Origin of the sequence: Acinetobacter psychrotolerans, assembly GCF_048552595.1 — a bacterium.
GTDB lineage: Bacteria > Pseudomonadota > Gammaproteobacteria > Pseudomonadales > Moraxellaceae > Acinetobacter.
In genome coordinates this window covers 12,600-31,146 of the sequence record NZ_JBIMDK010000008.1, presented here as the reverse complement: position 1 = coordinate 31,146, position 18,547 = coordinate 12,600, and the positions used below count along the sequence as shown (strand labels likewise).

Annotated in this window: 17 protein-coding genes; 7 read left to right on the top strand and 10 right to left on the bottom strand. The window is 38.7% G+C overall.

Annotated features, from left to right (window positions below):
- Window positions 1–48 precede the first annotated feature (48 nt).
- Window positions 49–897: a sulfurtransferase gene (locus tag ACG94X_RS09055; protein ID WP_419383400.1), complete on the top strand. Its 849-nt coding sequence runs from the start codon at window positions 49–51 to the stop codon at window positions 895–897.
- Window positions 894–1,745 (top strand): archaetidylserine decarboxylase, encoded by an 852-nt coding sequence (gene asd, locus ACG94X_RS09050; protein WP_419383399.1) that lies wholly within the window; start codon window positions 894–896, stop codon window positions 1,743–1,745. Before ACG94X_RS09055 ends, asd begins: the two co-directional genes overlap by 4 nt.
- A gap of 227 nt (window positions 1,746–1,972) precedes the next feature.
- Here the strand turns inward: asd and phoR are convergent, their stop codons facing one another.
- The 3 genes from phoR to ACG94X_RS09035 all read right to left on the bottom strand — a co-directional run bounded on the left by phoR (window position 1,973) and on the right by ACG94X_RS09035 (window position 5,007).
- Window positions 1,973–3,331 (bottom strand): phosphate regulon sensor histidine kinase PhoR, encoded by a 1,359-nt coding sequence (phoR, locus tag ACG94X_RS09045; RefSeq protein ID WP_419383398.1) that lies wholly within the window; start codon window positions 3,329–3,331, stop codon window positions 1,973–1,975.
- A gap of 27 nt (window positions 3,332–3,358) precedes the next feature.
- Entirely contained in the window at window positions 3,359–4,069 is a 711-nt protein-coding gene (phoB, locus tag ACG94X_RS09040; RefSeq protein WP_419383397.1) for a phosphate regulon transcriptional regulator PhoB, read from the bottom strand.
- A 263-nt stretch (window positions 4,070–4,332) separates the two neighbouring features.
- Window positions 4,333–5,007, bottom strand: a complete 675-nt coding sequence (locus ACG94X_RS09035) for a TetR/AcrR family transcriptional regulator (protein WP_419383396.1) — start codon at window positions 5,005–5,007, stop codon at window positions 4,333–4,335.
- 214 nt (window positions 5,008–5,221) lie between these two features.
- Between ACG94X_RS09035 and ACG94X_RS09030 the strand changes: the two genes are divergently transcribed.
- The gene (locus tag ACG94X_RS09030; RefSeq protein WP_419383395.1) at window positions 5,222–6,067 is read left to right on the top strand and encodes an SDR family NAD(P)-dependent oxidoreductase; all 846 of its coding nucleotides are present in this window, start codon (window positions 5,222–5,224) and stop codon (window positions 6,065–6,067) included.
- Between the two features lie 151 nt (window positions 6,068–6,218).
- On the opposite strand, the gene ACG94X_RS09025 is transcribed toward ACG94X_RS09030, so the two are convergent.
- Together ACG94X_RS09025 and ACG94X_RS09020 are read right to left on the bottom strand one after the other, a co-directional pair.
- Window positions 6,219–7,586 carry an MATE family efflux transporter gene (locus ACG94X_RS09025; protein WP_419383394.1) on the bottom strand — a complete coding sequence of 456 codons (1,368 nt, stop codon included), beginning with the start codon at window positions 7,584–7,586 and terminating at the stop codon, window positions 6,219–6,221.
- A gap of 140 nt (window positions 7,587–7,726) precedes the next feature.
- On the bottom strand, window positions 7,727–8,881 hold the full coding sequence (locus ACG94X_RS09020; protein ID WP_419383393.1) for a methionine aminotransferase: 1,155 nt from the start codon (window positions 8,879–8,881) through the stop codon (window positions 7,727–7,729).
- Between the two features lie 188 nt (window positions 8,882–9,069).
- Between ACG94X_RS09020 and ACG94X_RS09015 the strand changes: the two genes are divergently transcribed.
- Window positions 9,070–9,258: a heavy-metal-associated domain-containing protein gene (locus ACG94X_RS09015; RefSeq protein WP_419383392.1), complete on the top strand. Its 189-nt coding sequence runs from the start codon at window positions 9,070–9,072 to the stop codon at window positions 9,256–9,258.
- A gap of 154 nt (window positions 9,259–9,412) precedes the next feature.
- Here ACG94X_RS09015 and cueR read toward each other — a convergent pair whose 3' ends face one another.
- From cueR to ACG94X_RS08995, 4 genes are all read right to left on the bottom strand, one after another.
- Window positions 9,413–9,871 (bottom strand): Cu(I)-responsive transcriptional regulator, encoded by a 459-nt coding sequence (gene cueR / locus ACG94X_RS09010; protein ID WP_419383391.1) that lies wholly within the window; start codon window positions 9,869–9,871, stop codon window positions 9,413–9,415.
- A 17-nt stretch (window positions 9,872–9,888) separates the two neighbouring features.
- Window positions 9,889–12,369 (bottom strand): heavy metal translocating P-type ATPase, encoded by a 2,481-nt coding sequence (locus ACG94X_RS09005; RefSeq protein ID WP_419383390.1) that lies wholly within the window; start codon window positions 12,367–12,369, stop codon window positions 9,889–9,891.
- 295 nt (window positions 12,370–12,664) lie between these two features.
- Window positions 12,665–13,972, bottom strand: a complete 1,308-nt coding sequence (locus ACG94X_RS09000; protein ID WP_419383389.1) for a DUF445 domain-containing protein — start codon at window positions 13,970–13,972, stop codon at window positions 12,665–12,667.
- A gap of 19 nt (window positions 13,973–13,991) precedes the next feature.
- On the bottom strand, window positions 13,992–14,558 hold the full coding sequence (locus tag ACG94X_RS08995) for a CC0125/CC1285 family lipoprotein (RefSeq protein WP_419383388.1): 567 nt from the start codon (window positions 14,556–14,558) through the stop codon (window positions 13,992–13,994).
- A gap of 226 nt (window positions 14,559–14,784) precedes the next feature.
- Between ACG94X_RS08995 and ACG94X_RS08990 the strand changes: the two genes are divergently transcribed.
- Window positions 14,785–15,312 carry a dihydrofolate reductase family protein gene (locus ACG94X_RS08990; RefSeq protein WP_419383387.1) on the top strand — a complete coding sequence of 176 codons (528 nt, stop codon included), beginning with the start codon at window positions 14,785–14,787 and terminating at the stop codon, window positions 15,310–15,312.
- 84 nt (window positions 15,313–15,396) lie between these two features.
- Here ACG94X_RS08990 and ACG94X_RS08985 read toward each other — a convergent pair whose 3' ends face one another.
- On the bottom strand, window positions 15,397–15,936 hold the full coding sequence (locus tag ACG94X_RS08985; RefSeq protein ID WP_419383386.1) for a DUF924 family protein: 540 nt from the start codon (window positions 15,934–15,936) through the stop codon (window positions 15,397–15,399).
- 208 nt (window positions 15,937–16,144) lie between these two features.
- Between ACG94X_RS08985 and gshA the strand changes: the two genes are divergently transcribed.
- Both gshA and ACG94X_RS08975 read left to right on the top strand, forming a co-directional pair.
- Entirely contained in the window at window positions 16,145–17,722 is a 1,578-nt protein-coding gene (gene gshA, locus ACG94X_RS08980) for a glutamate--cysteine ligase (protein WP_419383385.1), read from the top strand.
- Window positions 17,723–17,750: 28 nt separating this feature from the next.
- Entirely contained in the window at window positions 17,751–18,245 is a 495-nt protein-coding gene (locus ACG94X_RS08975) for a disulfide bond formation protein B (protein WP_419383384.1), read from the top strand.
- The last annotated feature ends 302 nt before the right edge of the window (window positions 18,246–18,547 follow it).

Genomic DNA, 18,547 nt, shown 5'->3' with positions numbered 1-18,547 from the left:
CACTATGATAAGATCTTTTTTGTTCAGGGCCTCAAATTAGAAAAGCGTATGACTGCAACGACTTTTAACTTCGGATTACTTATAGAAGCAGAACAACTTGTGCCATTTTTAGGGCATGAGAAACTCCGAATTGTCGATCTCAGTCGCAATTCTGTTTATGAACAATTGCATATTCCGCATGCACTGCATGTCAAACCGCGCTTATTGGTGCGTCAAGAAGAACAAGCCTCTGGTTTACTCCCCGATGATGCAGCTTTACAGACTTTTATTGAGTATTTGAATATTTCGCCGGAACACCATGTGGTTGTTTATGATGATGAAGGCGGTGCTTGGGCAGGACGTTTAATTTGGAACTTACATTGTTTGGGTTTTTATAACACCAGTTTGCTCAATGGCGGCATTCACGCATGGCTTGCGGCAGGTTATCCAACCTCTGCGGACAATGAAAAATTGACCAAAGTAGAGTCACTATTTAATCCCAATTTAAACAATATCAACCAATATCGAATTCAATATTCTGAATTATTAGAAAAAGTACAACAGCAAAACATTCAGCTGTGGGATTGCCGAACGGAAGAAGAATATACAGGGCAACGTTTAGCTGCTAGACGCGGCGGTCACATTCCAAATGCAATTCATTTTGAATGGAGTACTGCTATTAATCGTCAAAATCATTTAAAATTGCATCCTTTAGAACGCACGCAACAACGTTTAGAACAATTAGGTTTTCAGTTAGATCAACCCGTGGTGGTGTATTGCCAATCACATCATCGGTCAGGTCTAGCGTATATTTTGGGTCGATTACTCGATTGGAATGTTCAAGCCTATGATGGTGCGTGGAGCGAGTGGGGCAATCGCCTCGACAGTCCAATTATTACTGGAGAATCACCTGCGTGAGTCTTACATCGAAGTTAAAAAAACAAATTTTTATTCAAACTCAAAAAATTGTTCCACAGCAACAACTTAGCCGTGTCGTTGGTAAAGTTGCAGCAAGTGAAAATCCCATTGTAAAAAATATCGCAATTCAAGCATTTAAAGCACAGTATGGCATCGACCTATCTATTGCTGAACAAACAGATGCATTGAAATATAAATCATTTAATGAATTTTTTACTCGTGCATTAAAAAATGGTGTGCGCGAAATTGATGCCGATTCAACAAGTATTGTGTCTCCTGCCGATGGTGCAATTTCGCAAATTGGAAAAATTGAAAATGGTGATGTTTTTCAAGCCAAAGGACAATGTTTTTCTGTCGATCAGCTTATTGGCGATCCACAATTGGCTAAACCATTCCAAAATGGTCAATTTGCCACGGTTTATTTGTCACCTCGTGATTACCATCGTGTGCATGTACCTTTTGCAGGGACTTTGACAGAAACCTTGTATATTCCAGGTGAATTATTCTCTGTGAATCAAACTACTGCGGAAAACATTCCAGGTTTGTTTGCACGTAATGAGCGTATGGTCTGTCTATTTGATACGGATTTAGGACGTATGGCTGTGGTTTTAGTCGGCGCAATGATTGTTGCAGGGATTGAAACTGTAGCGACTGGCAAGGTCAAACCATCGGGTCGTTTGGAATTGAACTATCATGATTTAAAATTGGCAAAAGGTGATGAGCTAGGGCGTTTCTACTTAGGTTCAACCGCAATTGTACTGTTTGAACAGGATAAAATGAGCTGGGATGCCGCATTCACTGCGAATTCTGCTGTAGTGATGGGTGAAGCTTTAGGGCATACACTTTAAATCATATTTTTGCTCAAAAATTTAGATTGGAACCTTCCTCTAAAAAGGGGGAAGCAATTCTGCACATTGATTTTTGCATCAATAATTTATAAAACATATTTTTATTGAATCGTGTTGAAATAAGACTATTTTCAAGCTTGTACATCTGTCAAAGCATAATACAGTCTATACAATGGAGAATTTGAGCTTATATTTCAGTACATATTTTATTGGCTCAAAATAGCATATTAACCTGCAAAATCAAGTCGATCTTTAGGAAATACAACTCTAAAGGTTGAGCCGTGGCTTTCCTTGGAATCAATTTCTAAATAGCCATTATGCTGCATTAAAACGTGCTTAACGATAGCTAATCCTAAACCTGTTCCACCAGTTTGACGGCTACGAGCGCTATCTACACGGTAAAATCGTTCTGTCAGTCGTGGAAGGTGTTTTGGATCTATGCCTATGCCTGTGTCTTGTACGGTAAAATAACCGTGTTCACCATCATCGTGCCAACCAATCGTAACTGTGCCACCTTTCGGTGTGTATTTGATTGCATTGGTAATTAAATTACTAAAAGCACTGGCAAGTTCAACATCTGAGCCAATTAAATCGCAGTGACTGTCAATGTCTAAGTTTAAGGTATGTCCATAATCGACATTGTAAGCTTGAGCATCATCAAATAATTGATGCATCAAATTTGGCATATCAATAATTTGATTTTTCGCGATTTGTTTATTGCCTTCTAGACGTGAAAGCAATAATAAATCGTTTACCAATGCATTCATGCGTCGTGTTTGCGATTGCATTTGTTCAAAAGCACGTTTCCAACGAGGATTTAAGTCTTCTTGGTCAGTAAACGTTTCGATATAGCCACTCAATACGGTAAGTGGTGTACGTAATTCATGTGAAATATTATCGACAAAGTCTTTACGCATTTGTTCGAGGTTATGTACTCGCGTGACATCGTAAGCAACTAAGAGACGGCTTTCACTGCCAAATCGAGTCAATTTGATTTGTACATAATGTTCTTCGTAAACCGAAGACTTAATCTTGATGCCATCTGGAGAGTGATCAATATTATTAAAATATTCGAAAAAGCTCGGTTGACGAATAATGGTTAAAATATTGCGTCCACGATCTAGAGGTTGAATACCTAAAAGTTTTTCAGCAGCAGGATTCCACCATTCTATTTGATGTAATTCATCTGTCAAAACAACAGCTTCAGCTAAGGCAACCAAAGAGGATTGCGCGCGGTCAATTAATCCAACCATTTCAGCTTGTACCACTCGTTCTTGTCGTTGTGCGCGATATACATTAAAAAGTAACGCTCCCCAGATTCCTTCAAGATTGGGTGGCGAATCATAAGGACGATTCGAAATCCATTCATTGACCAGATACAAAGAGCGCAATTGAAAAATAAAAAAAATCGCAAATGCAATGGATATACAAATCCAAAAATACCCGATCCCTAAACCTACAAAACCTCCAACAATCAATAAAAACGCCAGTAAGCGTAAATCTTGCTTTGCGAAAGTCCATAAACTGCTATAACGAAATTTTTTATGTTCGAGTGCAAGATCTGGGACGGGGTAGGGTTCATACATAAAAAATAATTTAACCTTAATAATGCTTTAGCCTAAAGCAACATCTGTACGAGTAGAGAATCTATATCCTGTACCACGAACGGTTTGAACATAACGGTCAGCGCCATAGGGTTCAAGGACTTTACGTAAACGACGGATATGTACGTCAATAGTACGGTCTTCGATATATACGTTACCACCCCAAACTTGGTCAAGCAGTTGGGCGCGTGTATATGCACGTTCTGGATGGGTCATAAAGAATGCCAATAAACGGTATTCAGTGGGTCCCATTTCCAAAATTTTGTTATCAAAGCTTACACGTTGGCTCACAGGATCTAAAATCAAGCCATTGGCATCAATAGTTTTTTCGCCACTCAACGCATTTGCACGACGCAATACTGCTTTGATGCGAGAAACCAATTCACGGGTGGAAAATGGTTTGGTCATGTAGTCATCTGCACCAGCATCAAGACCTTGAACTTTATGATCCTCTTCACCGCGTGCAGTCAGCATGATGACTGGAATTTCGGATAAGTTTTCATCACGTTTCAAGCGACGGCATAAATCTACACCGCTTACGCCACCTGGCATCATCCAGTCTAATAAGATCAAAGACGGTCTTTGATCGACAATCATTTGATGGGCTTGTTTTGCATCTTCAGCTTGTAAGCATTGAAAACCAGCCATATCCAATGAGGTATGAATCATTTCTCGAATCGGAAGTTCGTCATCGACGATTAATATATAGTCATCTTTCACAACGCAATATCCTATGTATGAACGGTGTACCGTTTTTTATTTATGACAGGCTTATTACAAAGATTAATTATGACAGTATCATTGCAAAAGGGAGATATAGTTAAATTTTTGCAAAAAAATGTGACAAATAATAGTCTATTTCATGAATAATCAATGATATTTAGATGATTAATCCCATGATTATAAATCTAATAATTGGTTGCGACTCACTTCAAATTTATATTTTTGACAGTTTGATGACAAAATTTTGCGCTCAAAAATTGCTATTTTTGTGAGAATGAATCAATCAAAGAGATAAATACAGTTTCACAAGCTGAAACGATTTCTTCAAGTGATTGTTTGAATCCCCCCATTACCCAACGTACAGCAATTTGTGTGACATAGCCATTCAGCCCTGTTGCGACCAATGAAATTTCTTGTTCAGAACGATCAATTTGCGGCAACATTAACATCACAAATGAGTGAATGAGGCGGTCAAATCGTCCCATTGTTTCATGAATCGTGGCATGGTTATGTAGTTCTTGAACCAGCATGGCATCGACATAGATAATTCGTGCCACACGTGGGTCATTTTTAAGCATTGTGAATATAGCGGTAAGCCCTGAATGGATCATATTTTTAGGCTCTGGTGCAGCTTGCATCACACCATTCATTACCGTTTGTTGTAGTTGCTCAATTAACTGCAAAAAAATAGTTTGGAAAAGGTCTTCACTTTTTTTGAATGATTCATAGAAATAGCGTTCGGTCAGCTTAGCCTCATTACAAATATCTTTTACAGTGACAGAAAAGAAACCGTGATTTCCATAGGCTTCTATACCTGCTTCAATCAGCTTTTCTTTACGTGCAAGCTTTCTTTCAGAGAGTGACATACCTTTGAATTGGCGCTCTTTAGCTGCTTTTTTAATTGTTTTTGTTTCTGTTAAAAGTTGCTCAGTCATGGAAGAAAAATACTCGAGTCATGGTCAATTGTCACAATGTTGCGCTTATTTTAGCAATAAAAGTCATTGAAACCTATTTTAGATTTTCTGTATAAAAACCCATCGAAGAAATTATAATATAATATTTGACAATATTGATTGTCAAAATTATATTGAGTGAGTGTGCTGCGCAACATGAAAAGTTGCTGTGCGGATTTAAAAACAAGGATAAACAATGAAAAATTTTAAAAACAAAGTCGCTGCAATTACTGGTGCAGGCTCTGGTATGGGACAACAACTTGCTATTTTATTGGCAAAAGCAGGTTGCCATTTGTCCATTAGTGATGTGAATGAAAAAGGTTTAGCTGACACAGTTGAATTGGTCAAATCATATAACGTCCGTGTAACAAGTAAAAAAGTCAATGTTGCTAAAGTTGAAGAAATGCGAGCTTGGGCAGAAGAAACTGTACAAAATCATGGTTCTGTAAACATGATTTTTAACAATGCAGGTGTTGCATTGGGTTCTACTGTAGAAGGCGCTACCTATGAAGAACTTGAATGGATCATGAACATCAATTTCTGGGGCGTGGTTTACGGAACGAAAGAATTCCTACCTTATATCAAGAAAACGGGTGATGGGCATATTATCAATATTTCAAGCCTATTTGGTTTGACTGCACAACCTACTCAATCTGCTTATAATGCGACTAAATTTGCAGTACGTGGATTCACTGAATCTTTACGCCAAGAATTAGATTTGGAAAACTGTGGTGTATCAGCACTTTGTGTACACCCAGGTGGTATTCGTACCAATATCGCAAATGATGCACGTATGAGTGACAGCATCCGTACGATTGGTATGAATCCAGAGAAGTCTGCAAAAGCCTTTAATAAACTTTTACGTAAGCCTGCGGTTGAAGCTGCACAAGAAATGTTAGATGCAGTATTGAAAGATCAACGTCGTTTATTGATTGGTAATGATGCGAAAGTCCTCGATTTAGTACAGCGTATTTTACCGACGGGTTATCAAAAAATTACAGCTTATGCGACTAAATTTAGTAAAAAATTAGAACCAAAATAATGTGTAGCCTTACCACATAAGGCTTGAAACTGAAAACCCATAAGTTGGAGACAATTTATGGGTTTTTTACATTTACTTTGTTATTTTGATTGCGATCAACATGAATCCGGAGACCTGACCAGAATCGAAAATGGCGGCATTCAATCGATATTTATATGAGTACTCGAATGGCTTTTTTCTTCCATACAAATTGGTAATACAAACCTTGCATTAAACATAGACTGAAAAAAGTCAGTGCGAGGGCATACCAAATGCCTTTGAGTCCAAACCATTGACTAAATAAATAAGCGCAAGGTATTTCTATAAAAACGATTGCAACAATATTAAAAATCATAGGAATAGTTACGGTTCCACTCGCTCGCATAATTGATGCAAAAATTGCACTTGCCCCAAAAAATAAGATTGACCACAAAACAATAAAGAGTAACTGTTGCCCTAACTCAATAACAGTTGGGTCGGTAATAAACAATGCCATCAAATATTTAGAACATAAATAAGCCAATAAAACCAAACCACCAGTAATCAGAATATTACTCAGTAAAGCGACTTTGGTGACTTTAGCAAGTAATTCAGATTTACCTGCACCAATTGCTTGTGCTGCAAAAATTGAGCCTGCAATGGCAATTGATAATGCCGGAAATTGAATATAATTCAGAACTTGATTGACTGCACCATACGCTGCGGTAGCATGTGATCCATATTGATTCACCAGTCCAATCACCACCAAACCTGCAACGGAGTTGGTGACCATTTGAACCCCTGTTGGAATGCCTAATTTTAAAATAAGACGGCTAATTTCAGGGTGGTATCGAATATGTGCGATCAATGCTGCATCTGGTCTCAATATATGATTTTTTTTATTTAAATAAATATAGAGGAATATTAAAACTGAGGCAAAGCCTACTGCATTCGCAATCGCAGGTGCAACAATCCCCATTTTAGGAAAACCTAAATAGCCGCCAATTAAAATAGGGGTGATGATTACACCCATTAAAATGGTGAGACCAGATGCAATGAGTGGTGTGGTACTGTCACCGACACCACGCAGAATAGACGTGTAAGTAATATAAATAAATAGAAATGGGCTACCGAGTAACATCCATCTGACATAAGGCACAGACAGATGCATCACCTTTTGGTCAATGCCAAGTAACAATAAAATCTGTTCGGAGAGAAGTGCACCAGCCAATCCAATGATCGTTCCACCAATGAGGGTCATGAATAGCAATGCACCGACAACAGTACGTACTTTTTCAATATCTCTTGCGCCCCATGCCTGTCCAACTAAAACGGTTGCCCCAGAAGATAGACCTATCACAAAAGCCAACAGTAAAAATAAGATGGGAAAAAATACCGAAATTGCAGCAATAGCATCTACACCGAGCATTTGCCCCACAAAAATTGTATTTACTGTACCTGAAAGATTTTGCAAGATATTGGTGATGATCAGCGGCCCTAGAAAGATTAAAAATGCTTTCCAAAACTGTGGGTGATCAATCATATTCTGACGTGTTGGCATTTATATTTCTATTGTCCAAATTTTACGTTTATTTCTTTTATGACAGTAACATATATCTAAAAAAAAGCCTGAGTATTTCCGTAACTCAGGCTTTATAAATTCTTCTCATTTGAGAATAAACTCATTTTAAATGTACATGATTAAACTTGATTTAAAATTTCACAGGCTTGTATCAATGTTTCATCTTTCTTCGCAAAACAAAAACGAATTAAGCGTAGATTTTCAGGTGCTTGTTTATAAAAAACAGAAACAGGAATTGCCACGATTTTGTATTCTTCGGCTAAGATTTTACACATTTCAACATCATTCAAATCTGGGCGAATAGCGCTGTAATCGATATTTTGGAAGAATGTGCCTTTAGATGGGATCAAACTGAATTTTGAATGCTCGATCCCTGAAATAAATAGGTCGCGCTTTTGCTGATAAAAGCTTGATAACCCTGCAATATGTTCAGGGTGTTGTGACATATAATTAGCAAGAGCCATTTGTACTGGAGTCACCCCACAGAAATTGGCGAATTGATAAATCTGACGAAATACTTTCATCAGTTCAGGTGATGCGACGCAATACCCTGTTTTCCAACCTGTGACATGAAATGTTTTACCAAAAGAACCCACAACAAAACTACGATCTCTGAGTTGTGGAAATGACAATGCCGAATAGTGTTTCGCACCGTCAAAAATTAAATGTTCATAAACTTCATCGGACAACACAATAATATTTTTATCTTGAATCAGTTCTATCAAATTTAACCAGTCTTGTTTTGCCCAAATCGCACCCGTCGGATTGTGTGGCGTATTCACAATCACCATTCTAGTTTTATCGGTAATCGCAGATTTGACTTGATTCCAATCGACCGAAAATTCAGGCGCATTTAGCGCAATATGAATGGCTTTACCGCCAACCAATTGAACGCTTGGGGCGTAACTGTCATAGCTTGGATCAAAAATAATAACTTCATCACCTGCATGGATGAAGGCTTGTATCGCACTAAAAATCCCGATCGTTGCACCTGCTGTAATGGTGATTTCAGTGAGTGGATCGAGTTGTAATTCATCACGCTGTAAATATTGTTGTGCAACTTGTTCTCTAAGCGCAAGTAATCCATCCCCTGCGGCATATTGGTTAAAACCATCGAATGTCGCTTGGCTAAGGGCTTGAAGTAAATCTGGTGGGGCAGGAAAGTCTGGAAAACCTTGTGATAAATTCAGTGCGTTTAGGCGTTGTGCCATTGCGGTCATGATGCTGAAAATAGTGACGCCTTGTGCAGGAAGTTTAGAATGAATTTCGATCATGACCAGTTTGATTTAATAGAGTGTATTGCGAACAGTTTAGCAGGTTGGTTTTGGGAGCTAAATAGGGTGAAGTGATATGTCTATGAAAGCCTTATGCAATTTTTTCTTCATTAAATTTGAATAAAGCTTGACCTTACAATTATGGCAAGGTCTATATTAACTACATCTTCTAATTTTGGAGAACGATAATGGAATTTCATGTTGAAAATATGACCTGTGGTGGCTGTGCTCGTGGTGTGACTAGAGCAATTCAATCTGTAGATGCAGATGCTCAAGTACTTACCGATCCACCAAAGCGTAGTGTAAAAGTTGAAACGACAGCAACACAGCAGCAAGTGATTAAGGCTCTAACGGAAGCAGGTTTTCCACCTCGTTAAGACCATCCTAATAAAAAAGCGACTCTTTTGAGTCGCTTTTTTATTAACAATAATGAGATCAATGATTTAGGTTCTAGAAAATTAACTTTTGAATATTTGCGTAATACAGCCGATTAGAAAGTAAAAGGAAGGTAAAATTTACCTTCCTTTTATCCTATTTTTTTCTGGTTAGAGGCGCAATAGAGAGCAGGTCATTATGATGATGAATATCCTTGGTTTCATGCTGAGGTTGTTGTAATCCCTCTAGAATAGGACAATCAGGTCTATCATCACCCGCACAGCAATCTATTAAATTTTGGAGAGTATTTGCCATTTGTTGTAAGTCATGGATACGTTCCTCCAATTTTTCAATATGCCCCTGAGCCAAGCGTTTTACATCTGCACTTTGTCGGCTTTGATTATTCCATAAATCAAGTAAGTCGGTTATTTCTGCGATAGAAAAGCCAAGTTCACGACTACGCTTGATGAACTTTAAGCGTTCAACATCATTTGCAGAATAGGAACGATAGCCTGCATCGTTACGACCCGCAGCAGGAATTAAACCAATTTGTTCATAGTAACGAATCATTTTGGTAGTAATACCTGAAGCTTGAGAGACTTTACCAATATTCATAATACCCTCCGTGAACCCTATTGACCTAAGGGTGGTTGGAATCGACGTAAACGTAAAGCATTCGCTAGAACAAATACGCTAGATAGTGCCATTGCACCTGCCGCAAAGATTGGTGACATCAATATTCCATAGGCTGGGTACAATATACCCGCAGCAACTGGAATCAACATGACGTTGTAGGCGAACGCCCAGAATAAGTTCTGATGAATATTACCAATAGTCGCTTTGGATAATGCAATGGCATTGGCAACACCTTGCAAATTACCAGACATTAATACTACATCCGCAGACTCAATTGCCACATCGGTACCTGTTCCAATCGCCAATCCTACATCGGCTTCAGCCAAAGCAGGTGCATCATTAATGCCATCACCAACAAAGGCGATATTGCCATATTTTGCTTTAAGCGCTTTAACGGCTTTGACTTTACCTTCTGGCAGAACTTCAGCAATGACTTCATCTATGCCCAGTTGTTTGGCAATCGCCTGAGCAGTACGAGCATTATCACCCGTGACCATTGCAATTTTAAGACCCAATTGATGTAGCGCTTTAATTGCTGCTGGCGTTGTTGTTTTGATTGGATCGGCAACTGCAATAATACCTGCCAATTGACTATCAATCGCGACATAAAGCGGAGATTTACCTTCATCACCTAAACGCTGGGCAGTCGTGATGAATGGTGCAACATCAATACCCAATTCAGTCATATAGCGGTCTGCACCGATATTAATTTTTTTATTAGCATCGATGGTTGCAGAAACGCCCATACCTGTCACTGAATCAAAGGTATCGACTTTAGGTAGCAAAAGTTTTTCATGTTTTGCAGCATCGACAATAGCTTTTGCAATTGGATGTTCAGAACGGGATTCAACAGCTGCAACCATCGCCAATACATCATCACGTTCAAATAATGCTGTTACTTCGAAGTCCGTTAATACAGGATGACCTTCGGTTAATGTTCCTGTTTTATCTACGGCAACGATTGTGGCATCTTTTAATAGTTGTAAAGCTTCACCTTTACGGAATAGTACCCCTAATTCTGCACCACGACCTGTTCCAACCATAATAGAGGTTGGTGTTGCCAATCCCATTGCACAAGGGCAGGCAATAATCAGAACCGCTACTGCGTTGACCAAGGCAAAGGTTAAAGCAGGGGATGGGCCGAAAATCAGCCAGACAAGGAAAGTCAGTACAGCAGCGACCATTACCGCTGGAACAAACCATAAGGTGATTTTATCGACTACGGCCTGAATAGGCATTTTAGAACCTTGCGCCTGCTCAACCAGACGAATAATTTGAGCAAGCATGGTTTCACCACCCACCGCAACTGCGGTAAAGGTCAATGCGCCATTTTGGTTAATCGTACCGCCAACGACATCACTGCCAATCTCTTTCTCAACAGGGATAGGCTCACCTGTAATCATAGATTCATCAACAAAACTTTTACCTTCAATGACTTGACCATCCACAGGTATTCTTTCACCTGGTTTTACAATGACCGTATCACCTGCAACGACTTGGTCGATGGGAATATCCACGGTTTGATGATTACGTAAAACATGGGCTGTTTTGGCTTGTAAGCTAACTAAACGCTGAATTGCTTCAGACGTTCTTCCTTTGGCTTTGGCTTCTAAGAAACGACCCAATAAAATTAACGCGACAATCACCGCAGCCGCTTCGTAATACACATTCACAGTCCCTGATGGGAGAATTTTGGGAATGAACGTAGCGACAATAGAAAACAGATAGGCTGCGGATGTACCAACAGCAACCAGTGAATTCATGTCTGGGGCTAAACGGAATAATGCAGGAAAGCCTTTCAGATAGAATCTGCGACCTGGAATGATCAGCACTAAAGTGGTCAAAATAAATTGTAAATACCAGCTATTCTGCATTCCAATGGTTTGATCAATAAGTTGATGGGCACCAGGGATAAGATGAGAACCCATTTCTAGAATAAAAACAGGCAATGCCAGAACTGTAGCAAGCGTTAGATCACGTTTTAATTCTGCACGTTCCTGATCTTTCTTTTCAAGTTGTTCGGTTTGATCAGAAATAGATGCCTGAATTTTCTCGGCATCGTAACCCGCTTTATCAATAGCTGTAATTAAAGCATCGACACTCGCTGTACCCGTTATTGTTGCTCGTTCGGTGGCAAGATTGACATTGGCTTCTTTAACGCCAGAAATGGCTTTAAGCACTTTTTCTACACGACCTACGCATGAAGCACAGGTCATGCCTTTAATGGATAATTCAATATGTTCAGCGGGAACATCGTAGCCAGACTGTTCAATTGCTTTAACCAGTGCCTGATGCTTTACAGGCTTATCCAGTGTAATATCAGCACGTTCAGTCGCTAGGTTGACCGAAGCTGATTGTACGCCATCAACTTTTTTGAGTGCTGCTTCAACACGACCAACACAACTGGCACATGTCATTCCTTCTATTTTTAATGTAACTTTCATCTGATTAGAAATCATATTTGTTGCTGTTCCCATAAGAAATACCTATAGCACTTATACTCGTTGCTTAAAGCATAAACCTTACTATTATGGGAAGGTCAAGGGCGAAATAGTAATCAGCTATATTTTTGTTAATAGAGATTTTATCGAAGTCCTGTATGTAATTATTTCAATGAGTTAGGCTGACTTTATATTCACTATTTGTTGTGAAATAAAAGAGCCTAGCTTATTCAAGTCAGGCGCTTTATGTGTGTTTCAAGTGTCACACGTATTATCTGAATAATGCTCCACAATATTGATGAACAGTTGTAAGTAATAACAATCTTTATGCTCAAATCACAAAATCAATGACCGCTCGAATCACACCTAAAGTTAGGCCAATACAAGCACCCACCACGACACCATTGACACGGATCATATGTAAATCGCCACCAACTTCATTTTCAATTTTGGCAATCATTTCCGTAGAATCCCACTCATGAATTCGCTCACTAATAAAACGAATCACTTTTTCGCTATATTGGTCGCTTAAATTAATCGCGATACCACTAATACGGTCATTGAATAAGTCACGAACAGATTGATTTTTAATTAAATTTTCACCAACTTGCTGAATCGCAACACGAATGCTTGATGCAATGCCCGAGTCGGCTTTCATTAAATCAAGTTTGATGGCATCACATAAAATAACAACTGCATTGCTCACAAAATTCAATAACGATTCACTGTCTAACAGCGCATTCTTGGTTTCATTTAAACGAATACTTGCAGTGCTATTATTATCCGATAATTCAATCATCAACTGATGTGCAACTTCTTCAATTTTTTGACGAATAGGATGGTCTGGGTCAGCAAGCATCGACTCAACTTTTTCAAGCAAGGAATCTATCGTACGTTGTTCTACATCAATCCCAATCCAACTAGCACCTTTGGCAAGACGTGAAACACCCAGTTCTTTAAACATAGTTTGGGTCAATTCACGGGTTTTTTCAGGATGAGTGATCATCCATTCATGTGCAATATCTAAACCACGTTGTAACACATCTTGGTGGAAATCATTTTCCAATACAGCACGTAACATCTCACTGGCAAGATTATTCATGCGTGTGTCGCGCACCCATTGCACACTGTTATTTTGTAGAAAGCGTGCAATTTGCTCTTGCCCGACAAATTCAAATATTTTCGGTACTGTTTGTTGAATTACCTCAACCACTTGACCATTATTTTTGGGATTTGCAAGCCATTGTCCAATGGCTAAACTAGGGTCAATATTGTTTAAGCTACGCTCAACAACTTGTGGAGAAAGAAAATTTTCCTGCACAAACTTACCCATAGATTCTGCAATACGGGCTTTGTTACGGGGAATAATTTCGGTGTGGTTTTTTAAAAATTTCGGAATTGGAATTTTCCCAAAAGGATTTCTAAATAATACCGTTATTGCATACCAATCTGCTAAACCGCCAACAACACCTGCTTCTGCGCCTAACATGAGTATGTGAATAAACCATGCATATTCAGGTAAAAGTTTTGCTGTAATGATTAAAATAATCCATGCAACAACCGCCATGATCAGTGCGATTGTTGCAAAACGTTTACTTCGATCTAAACTTGGAACGAGGTGTTGTTCAGTTTCATTCATGCAAATTCCAGAAAATTTATTATTTTGATGATGTTACCGCATTTTCCTGTGGTTGCAGTACTTGTCCTGTAGGACTAAGTCCATATTTTTGCCCTAAAGATTGTAAAATCAGACGAGCGTCGAAAGCATCGGGCGGTGATGATTTTTTATCTTTATAGCATTCAATGGTATATGACACTTGTACAGGATCGAGTGTGACCACTTGCGGCATATTATAAAATGGGTCATTCCAATACATTGGATAGCGTCTGTAATCATATCTAAATGGTGGATATGTTGGTGTTGGGTAGACCACTGCTTTTCTTGGCGGTTGTTGGCTTTTGTTACTTGGATCATCTTGTACTTTAAAGTAAGTGAAACCATTTAATACCGTGGTTTGTGCAGCCTTAAGCAAGGTGATTTCTTCAGCCGTTGCAAAACTTATATTGCTATTGCCTTGGTAACTAATACGGTAGCTATGATCATTGAGTGGAACTGTGCTGTATTGTCCTAGTTGTTCGAACGTACGTGGTTTACTGGGTAGCGTCGCACAACCTGTGATTGTGAGGACTGCGACCATGGACAGACCAATCAGTATTTTGTTCATGTATCGCGCTCCTTGTTCATTGGGGAAGAATGGTGTCATTGAGTGCATCTAGTATGACAAATTATATTGTTCTAACTTGATGGACTGATGATGAATTTCAAGAAGAATTTTGTTAATTGGTTGTGGCAGAATTTAAGTTGTATCGATGTTTAAATAAAAATTTAATAAGAAGTAGAAGTTGCTGATTTGATAAAGTCATACAGTCACTACGTTTATAGAGAATGGAATGAGTATTCAAATTAAAGGTTATATTGCAACAAGTGCAGATGGTTACATTGCTACTCAGGATGGTTCTGTAGACTTTTTAACACCATTTCAAAGCATTGATTGTGGTTATGATGATTTTATCAAAGATATTGATATTGTCATTATGGGGCGTAAAACGTATGAAGTCATTTGTTCTTTTGATGGGGAATGGCCATATCCAAATCAAAAAGGATTCATTGTGACATCTCAGCCACATTTAGCATTATATCATCCATCTCTTTCGGTCTGGGGTCTTGGCGTTCATGCACTGGTCAATCATTTAAAACAGAATTTTAAGGGCAATGTGTGGATTGTGGGCGGAACTCAATTACAAAATACATTTATTGAGCAGAATCTTATCAATAGTTTAGAGGTTTTTATCATGCCTGTTTTACTCGGCAATGGCATACCATTATTTCCAAGCTACAATTCGCATGGATATAGATTAAAGTCCATCAATGCAGAAATGATTGAGAATACGATTATTAAGCACACTTATATTTTTTAAATATTTATTCAACATCATTCATATTTTTAACATGAACGATCAAATAGCTTATGCAAACTCTTTATGATGCATAAGCTATAAAAATCAAAAATGACTATTGGGCTGTTTTAGAAATTCAATTTCTTCAGCCGTCGATTCACGTCCTAAAATTGAATTACGATGCGGGTAGCGTCCAAAACGATCAATAATGGTTTTGTGCTTGTTCTCAAAATCTAAATTGATTGGATTCCCTAATTCTTCAAACAGTTGCAATGCTTGCGTATGAATGATTTTAGATTCACTGTGCATAAAGGGCATGTATAAGAATGAGCGTTGCTCTGGGGTTAACTCTCGATCTAAGCGAAGTCGGATTGCTTCCTGAGATAAAGCCAATGCAAGTGAGTCTTGTGCAAAAGATTGGGCATGATCTCTATATAAATTACGAGAAAATTGATCTAAAACAATAATTTCAGCCAGTCGCCCTGCAGCCGTTGCACGCCAAGTCCAGAGTTCACAATGTTTAGCTTGATCGAATGTATGTGCGAATTTCTCATGTAAAATTTGATCAAAAGCATCACTCTTTGCGAACCAAAAAGGTTGTGTGTCTGTGCTAAACCAAAAATCGATAACTTGTTGATAATTCATAATAGATACAGCTTTTTAATGATCACATTGATATAGAATCACAAATTTTAGATGTCTTGTAGGTGAACTTTGTGATAAAAACTTTGCCGAAGTAAAATGAATATTCAGTACAAACGAAGATCAGAGATGATGTTATATCGATAATTCACGTTATACTGCGCTTAAATAATTTTATTTTAAGACGTTCTTTAAGATAAGTGAGCAAAAGATGAGTCAAACTGAAGCCAACACTCAAGCCATCCTACCGACTTGGGCAGATGCTGAATTATTCAAAGGCATGTTGCGTGGTATTGAGCGTGAAAGTTTGCGTATGCAAAGTAATGGTTTCTTATCTCAAGCAGATCACCCGCATTCGTTAGGTTCTGCATTGACTCATCCACACATCACCACAGATTATTCTGAAGCGTTGATGGAATTTATTACCCCACCGAAACCAAGCATTCCAGAAGCATTAAGCTGTTTGACTGATATTCATGCTGTGGTGTATCGTCATTTAGAAAATGATGAAAAATTGTGGCCACTGTCTATGCCGTGTATGTTGGACGATAAAGAAGAAAATATTCGTTTAGCACACTATGGCACATCGAATATTGGTCAATTCAAAACCTTATATCGTCATGGTTTGGGTATTCGCTATGGTCGCCGTATGCAGACTATTTCTGGTGTGCATTATAATGTGTCATTTCCAGATGCTTTATTTGAGCAATTACAACAGCATGAAACGAATGAAGCGCTCAAAAGTTTAAGCCTGCAAGATTATCGTAGTCATCGCTATTTGGGCTTGGTACGTAATTTTATTCGTCTTACTCCTTTGGTGATGTACCTCGTTGGCTCCAGCCCTTCAGTGTGTAAATGTTTCATGACTGGGCGTGAGCATCAATTATTACCATTGATCAAAGGTACGTTGTATTTACCATATGCGACTGCTTTGAGAATGGGGCGTTTTGGTTATCAAAATTCTGCACAAAAACAATTAGGTATACATTATAACAATTTAGAAGGTTATGTCGCAGAACTGCAAAAAGCAGTGAATACACCATATGCACAATTTAGCCGTTTGGGTTTAAATGATGGGAATGGTGAAGCGATTCAGATTAATGATCATGTGCTACAAATTGAAAATGAATACTACAGTTTAGTTCGTCCTAAACAAGTTCCACAGGCTGGAGAAACACCTTCTCAAGCTTTAGCGAAGCGTGGTATTGGCTATGTGGAATTACGCGCAGTAGATGTGAACCCGTACAGTGCGATTGGGATTAATGAAGACACTGCAGGCTTCTTAGAAGTTTTAGCATTGTATTGCTTACTTCAAGATAGCCCAGATTTACTCGATGTAGAACAAGATTTGATTGAACAAAACCAAGCTGAAGTGGTGAATCGCGGTCGTGCGCCGAATGCAAAAATTTTAGAAGCAGGACAAGAATTGCCATTAATAGCGTGGATTCAGCAACATGTCACTGCCATGCAACCTTTAGCCGATACTTTGAATCAAAGTTATGCAACCGATTTATACAGTCAAGCGATGCTTGTAATGCAAAGCCGTATAGATGATGTGGATGAAACACTGTCTGCTCATGTCATTGCCGATACCATGGAGCAAGGCGGAACATGGAGTTTTGGTAGCCATATGGCCAAAGAACACATTAAGCTTTACGAACAACATACTTTAAGTGCTGAAACTTTAGCGTATTTTGAAGAGCTTGCGCAGACTTCACTGCAAAATCAACAGCAACTTGAGCAAGAAAAAGATATCAGTTTTGATGAATATCTTGCTAAGTTTAGATAATCAAAGATAAAAATTAAGAGGAAATGCCATGCAATGGCGTAGTTATCGCTTCGTGAGTGGTTTTTTGTTTTTAGCAAGTGTGCTTGGAATGGCATTTGCTCTGTATTTAGAACATTTTCAGGGGCTAGAACCGTGCCCGCTATGTGTATTTCAACGGATTGGTTTAATTGGCTTAGGTGTAATTTCACTGCTCGCCTTTTTGCATAATCCTAAAAAGAATGTGGTTAAAAGAGGCTATGCCTTTTTAGGATTACTTGCCGTTGGTTGGTCAGCAGGTGTTGCTGCTCGTCATGTTTGGCTACAAAATTTGCCTAAAGACCAAGTACCAAGCTGCGGGCCTGGTTTAGACTATTGGGTCGATACTCTGCCTTTAAAAGCAGTATTCGAAAATGTCTTAAAAGGCTCTGGCGAATGTGCAATGGTCGATTGGACATTCTTAGGACATTCTTTACCTGTGTGGTCATTCCTTTTCTTTGCAGGGCTTGCTTTGGTGAGTATGTGGCAACTGTTCCGAAAGTATTAAAATATTCAAAACGAGAGCCAGTGAAAACTGGCTTTTTTTGATTAATAACTGATGTTACGCATTTAAAAATATTAATCCATTTTTTAACGGAGTCTTACGTCAATAGTTTTGATTTAGGGATTAGCCTTCGGCTCGGGGTACTTTTGTTTCGACAAAAGTACCCAAATGCATTGTCATCCGTAGAACTCGTCCACGTCCTTCAAATTATTTAATGTGTCGCAGAAACCTTCGCAATTAGAATGAGTCTTGCTTCAAACAATTGCGGCTGACTTTGTCGCGTATCTACATTCTTCGAGATACAA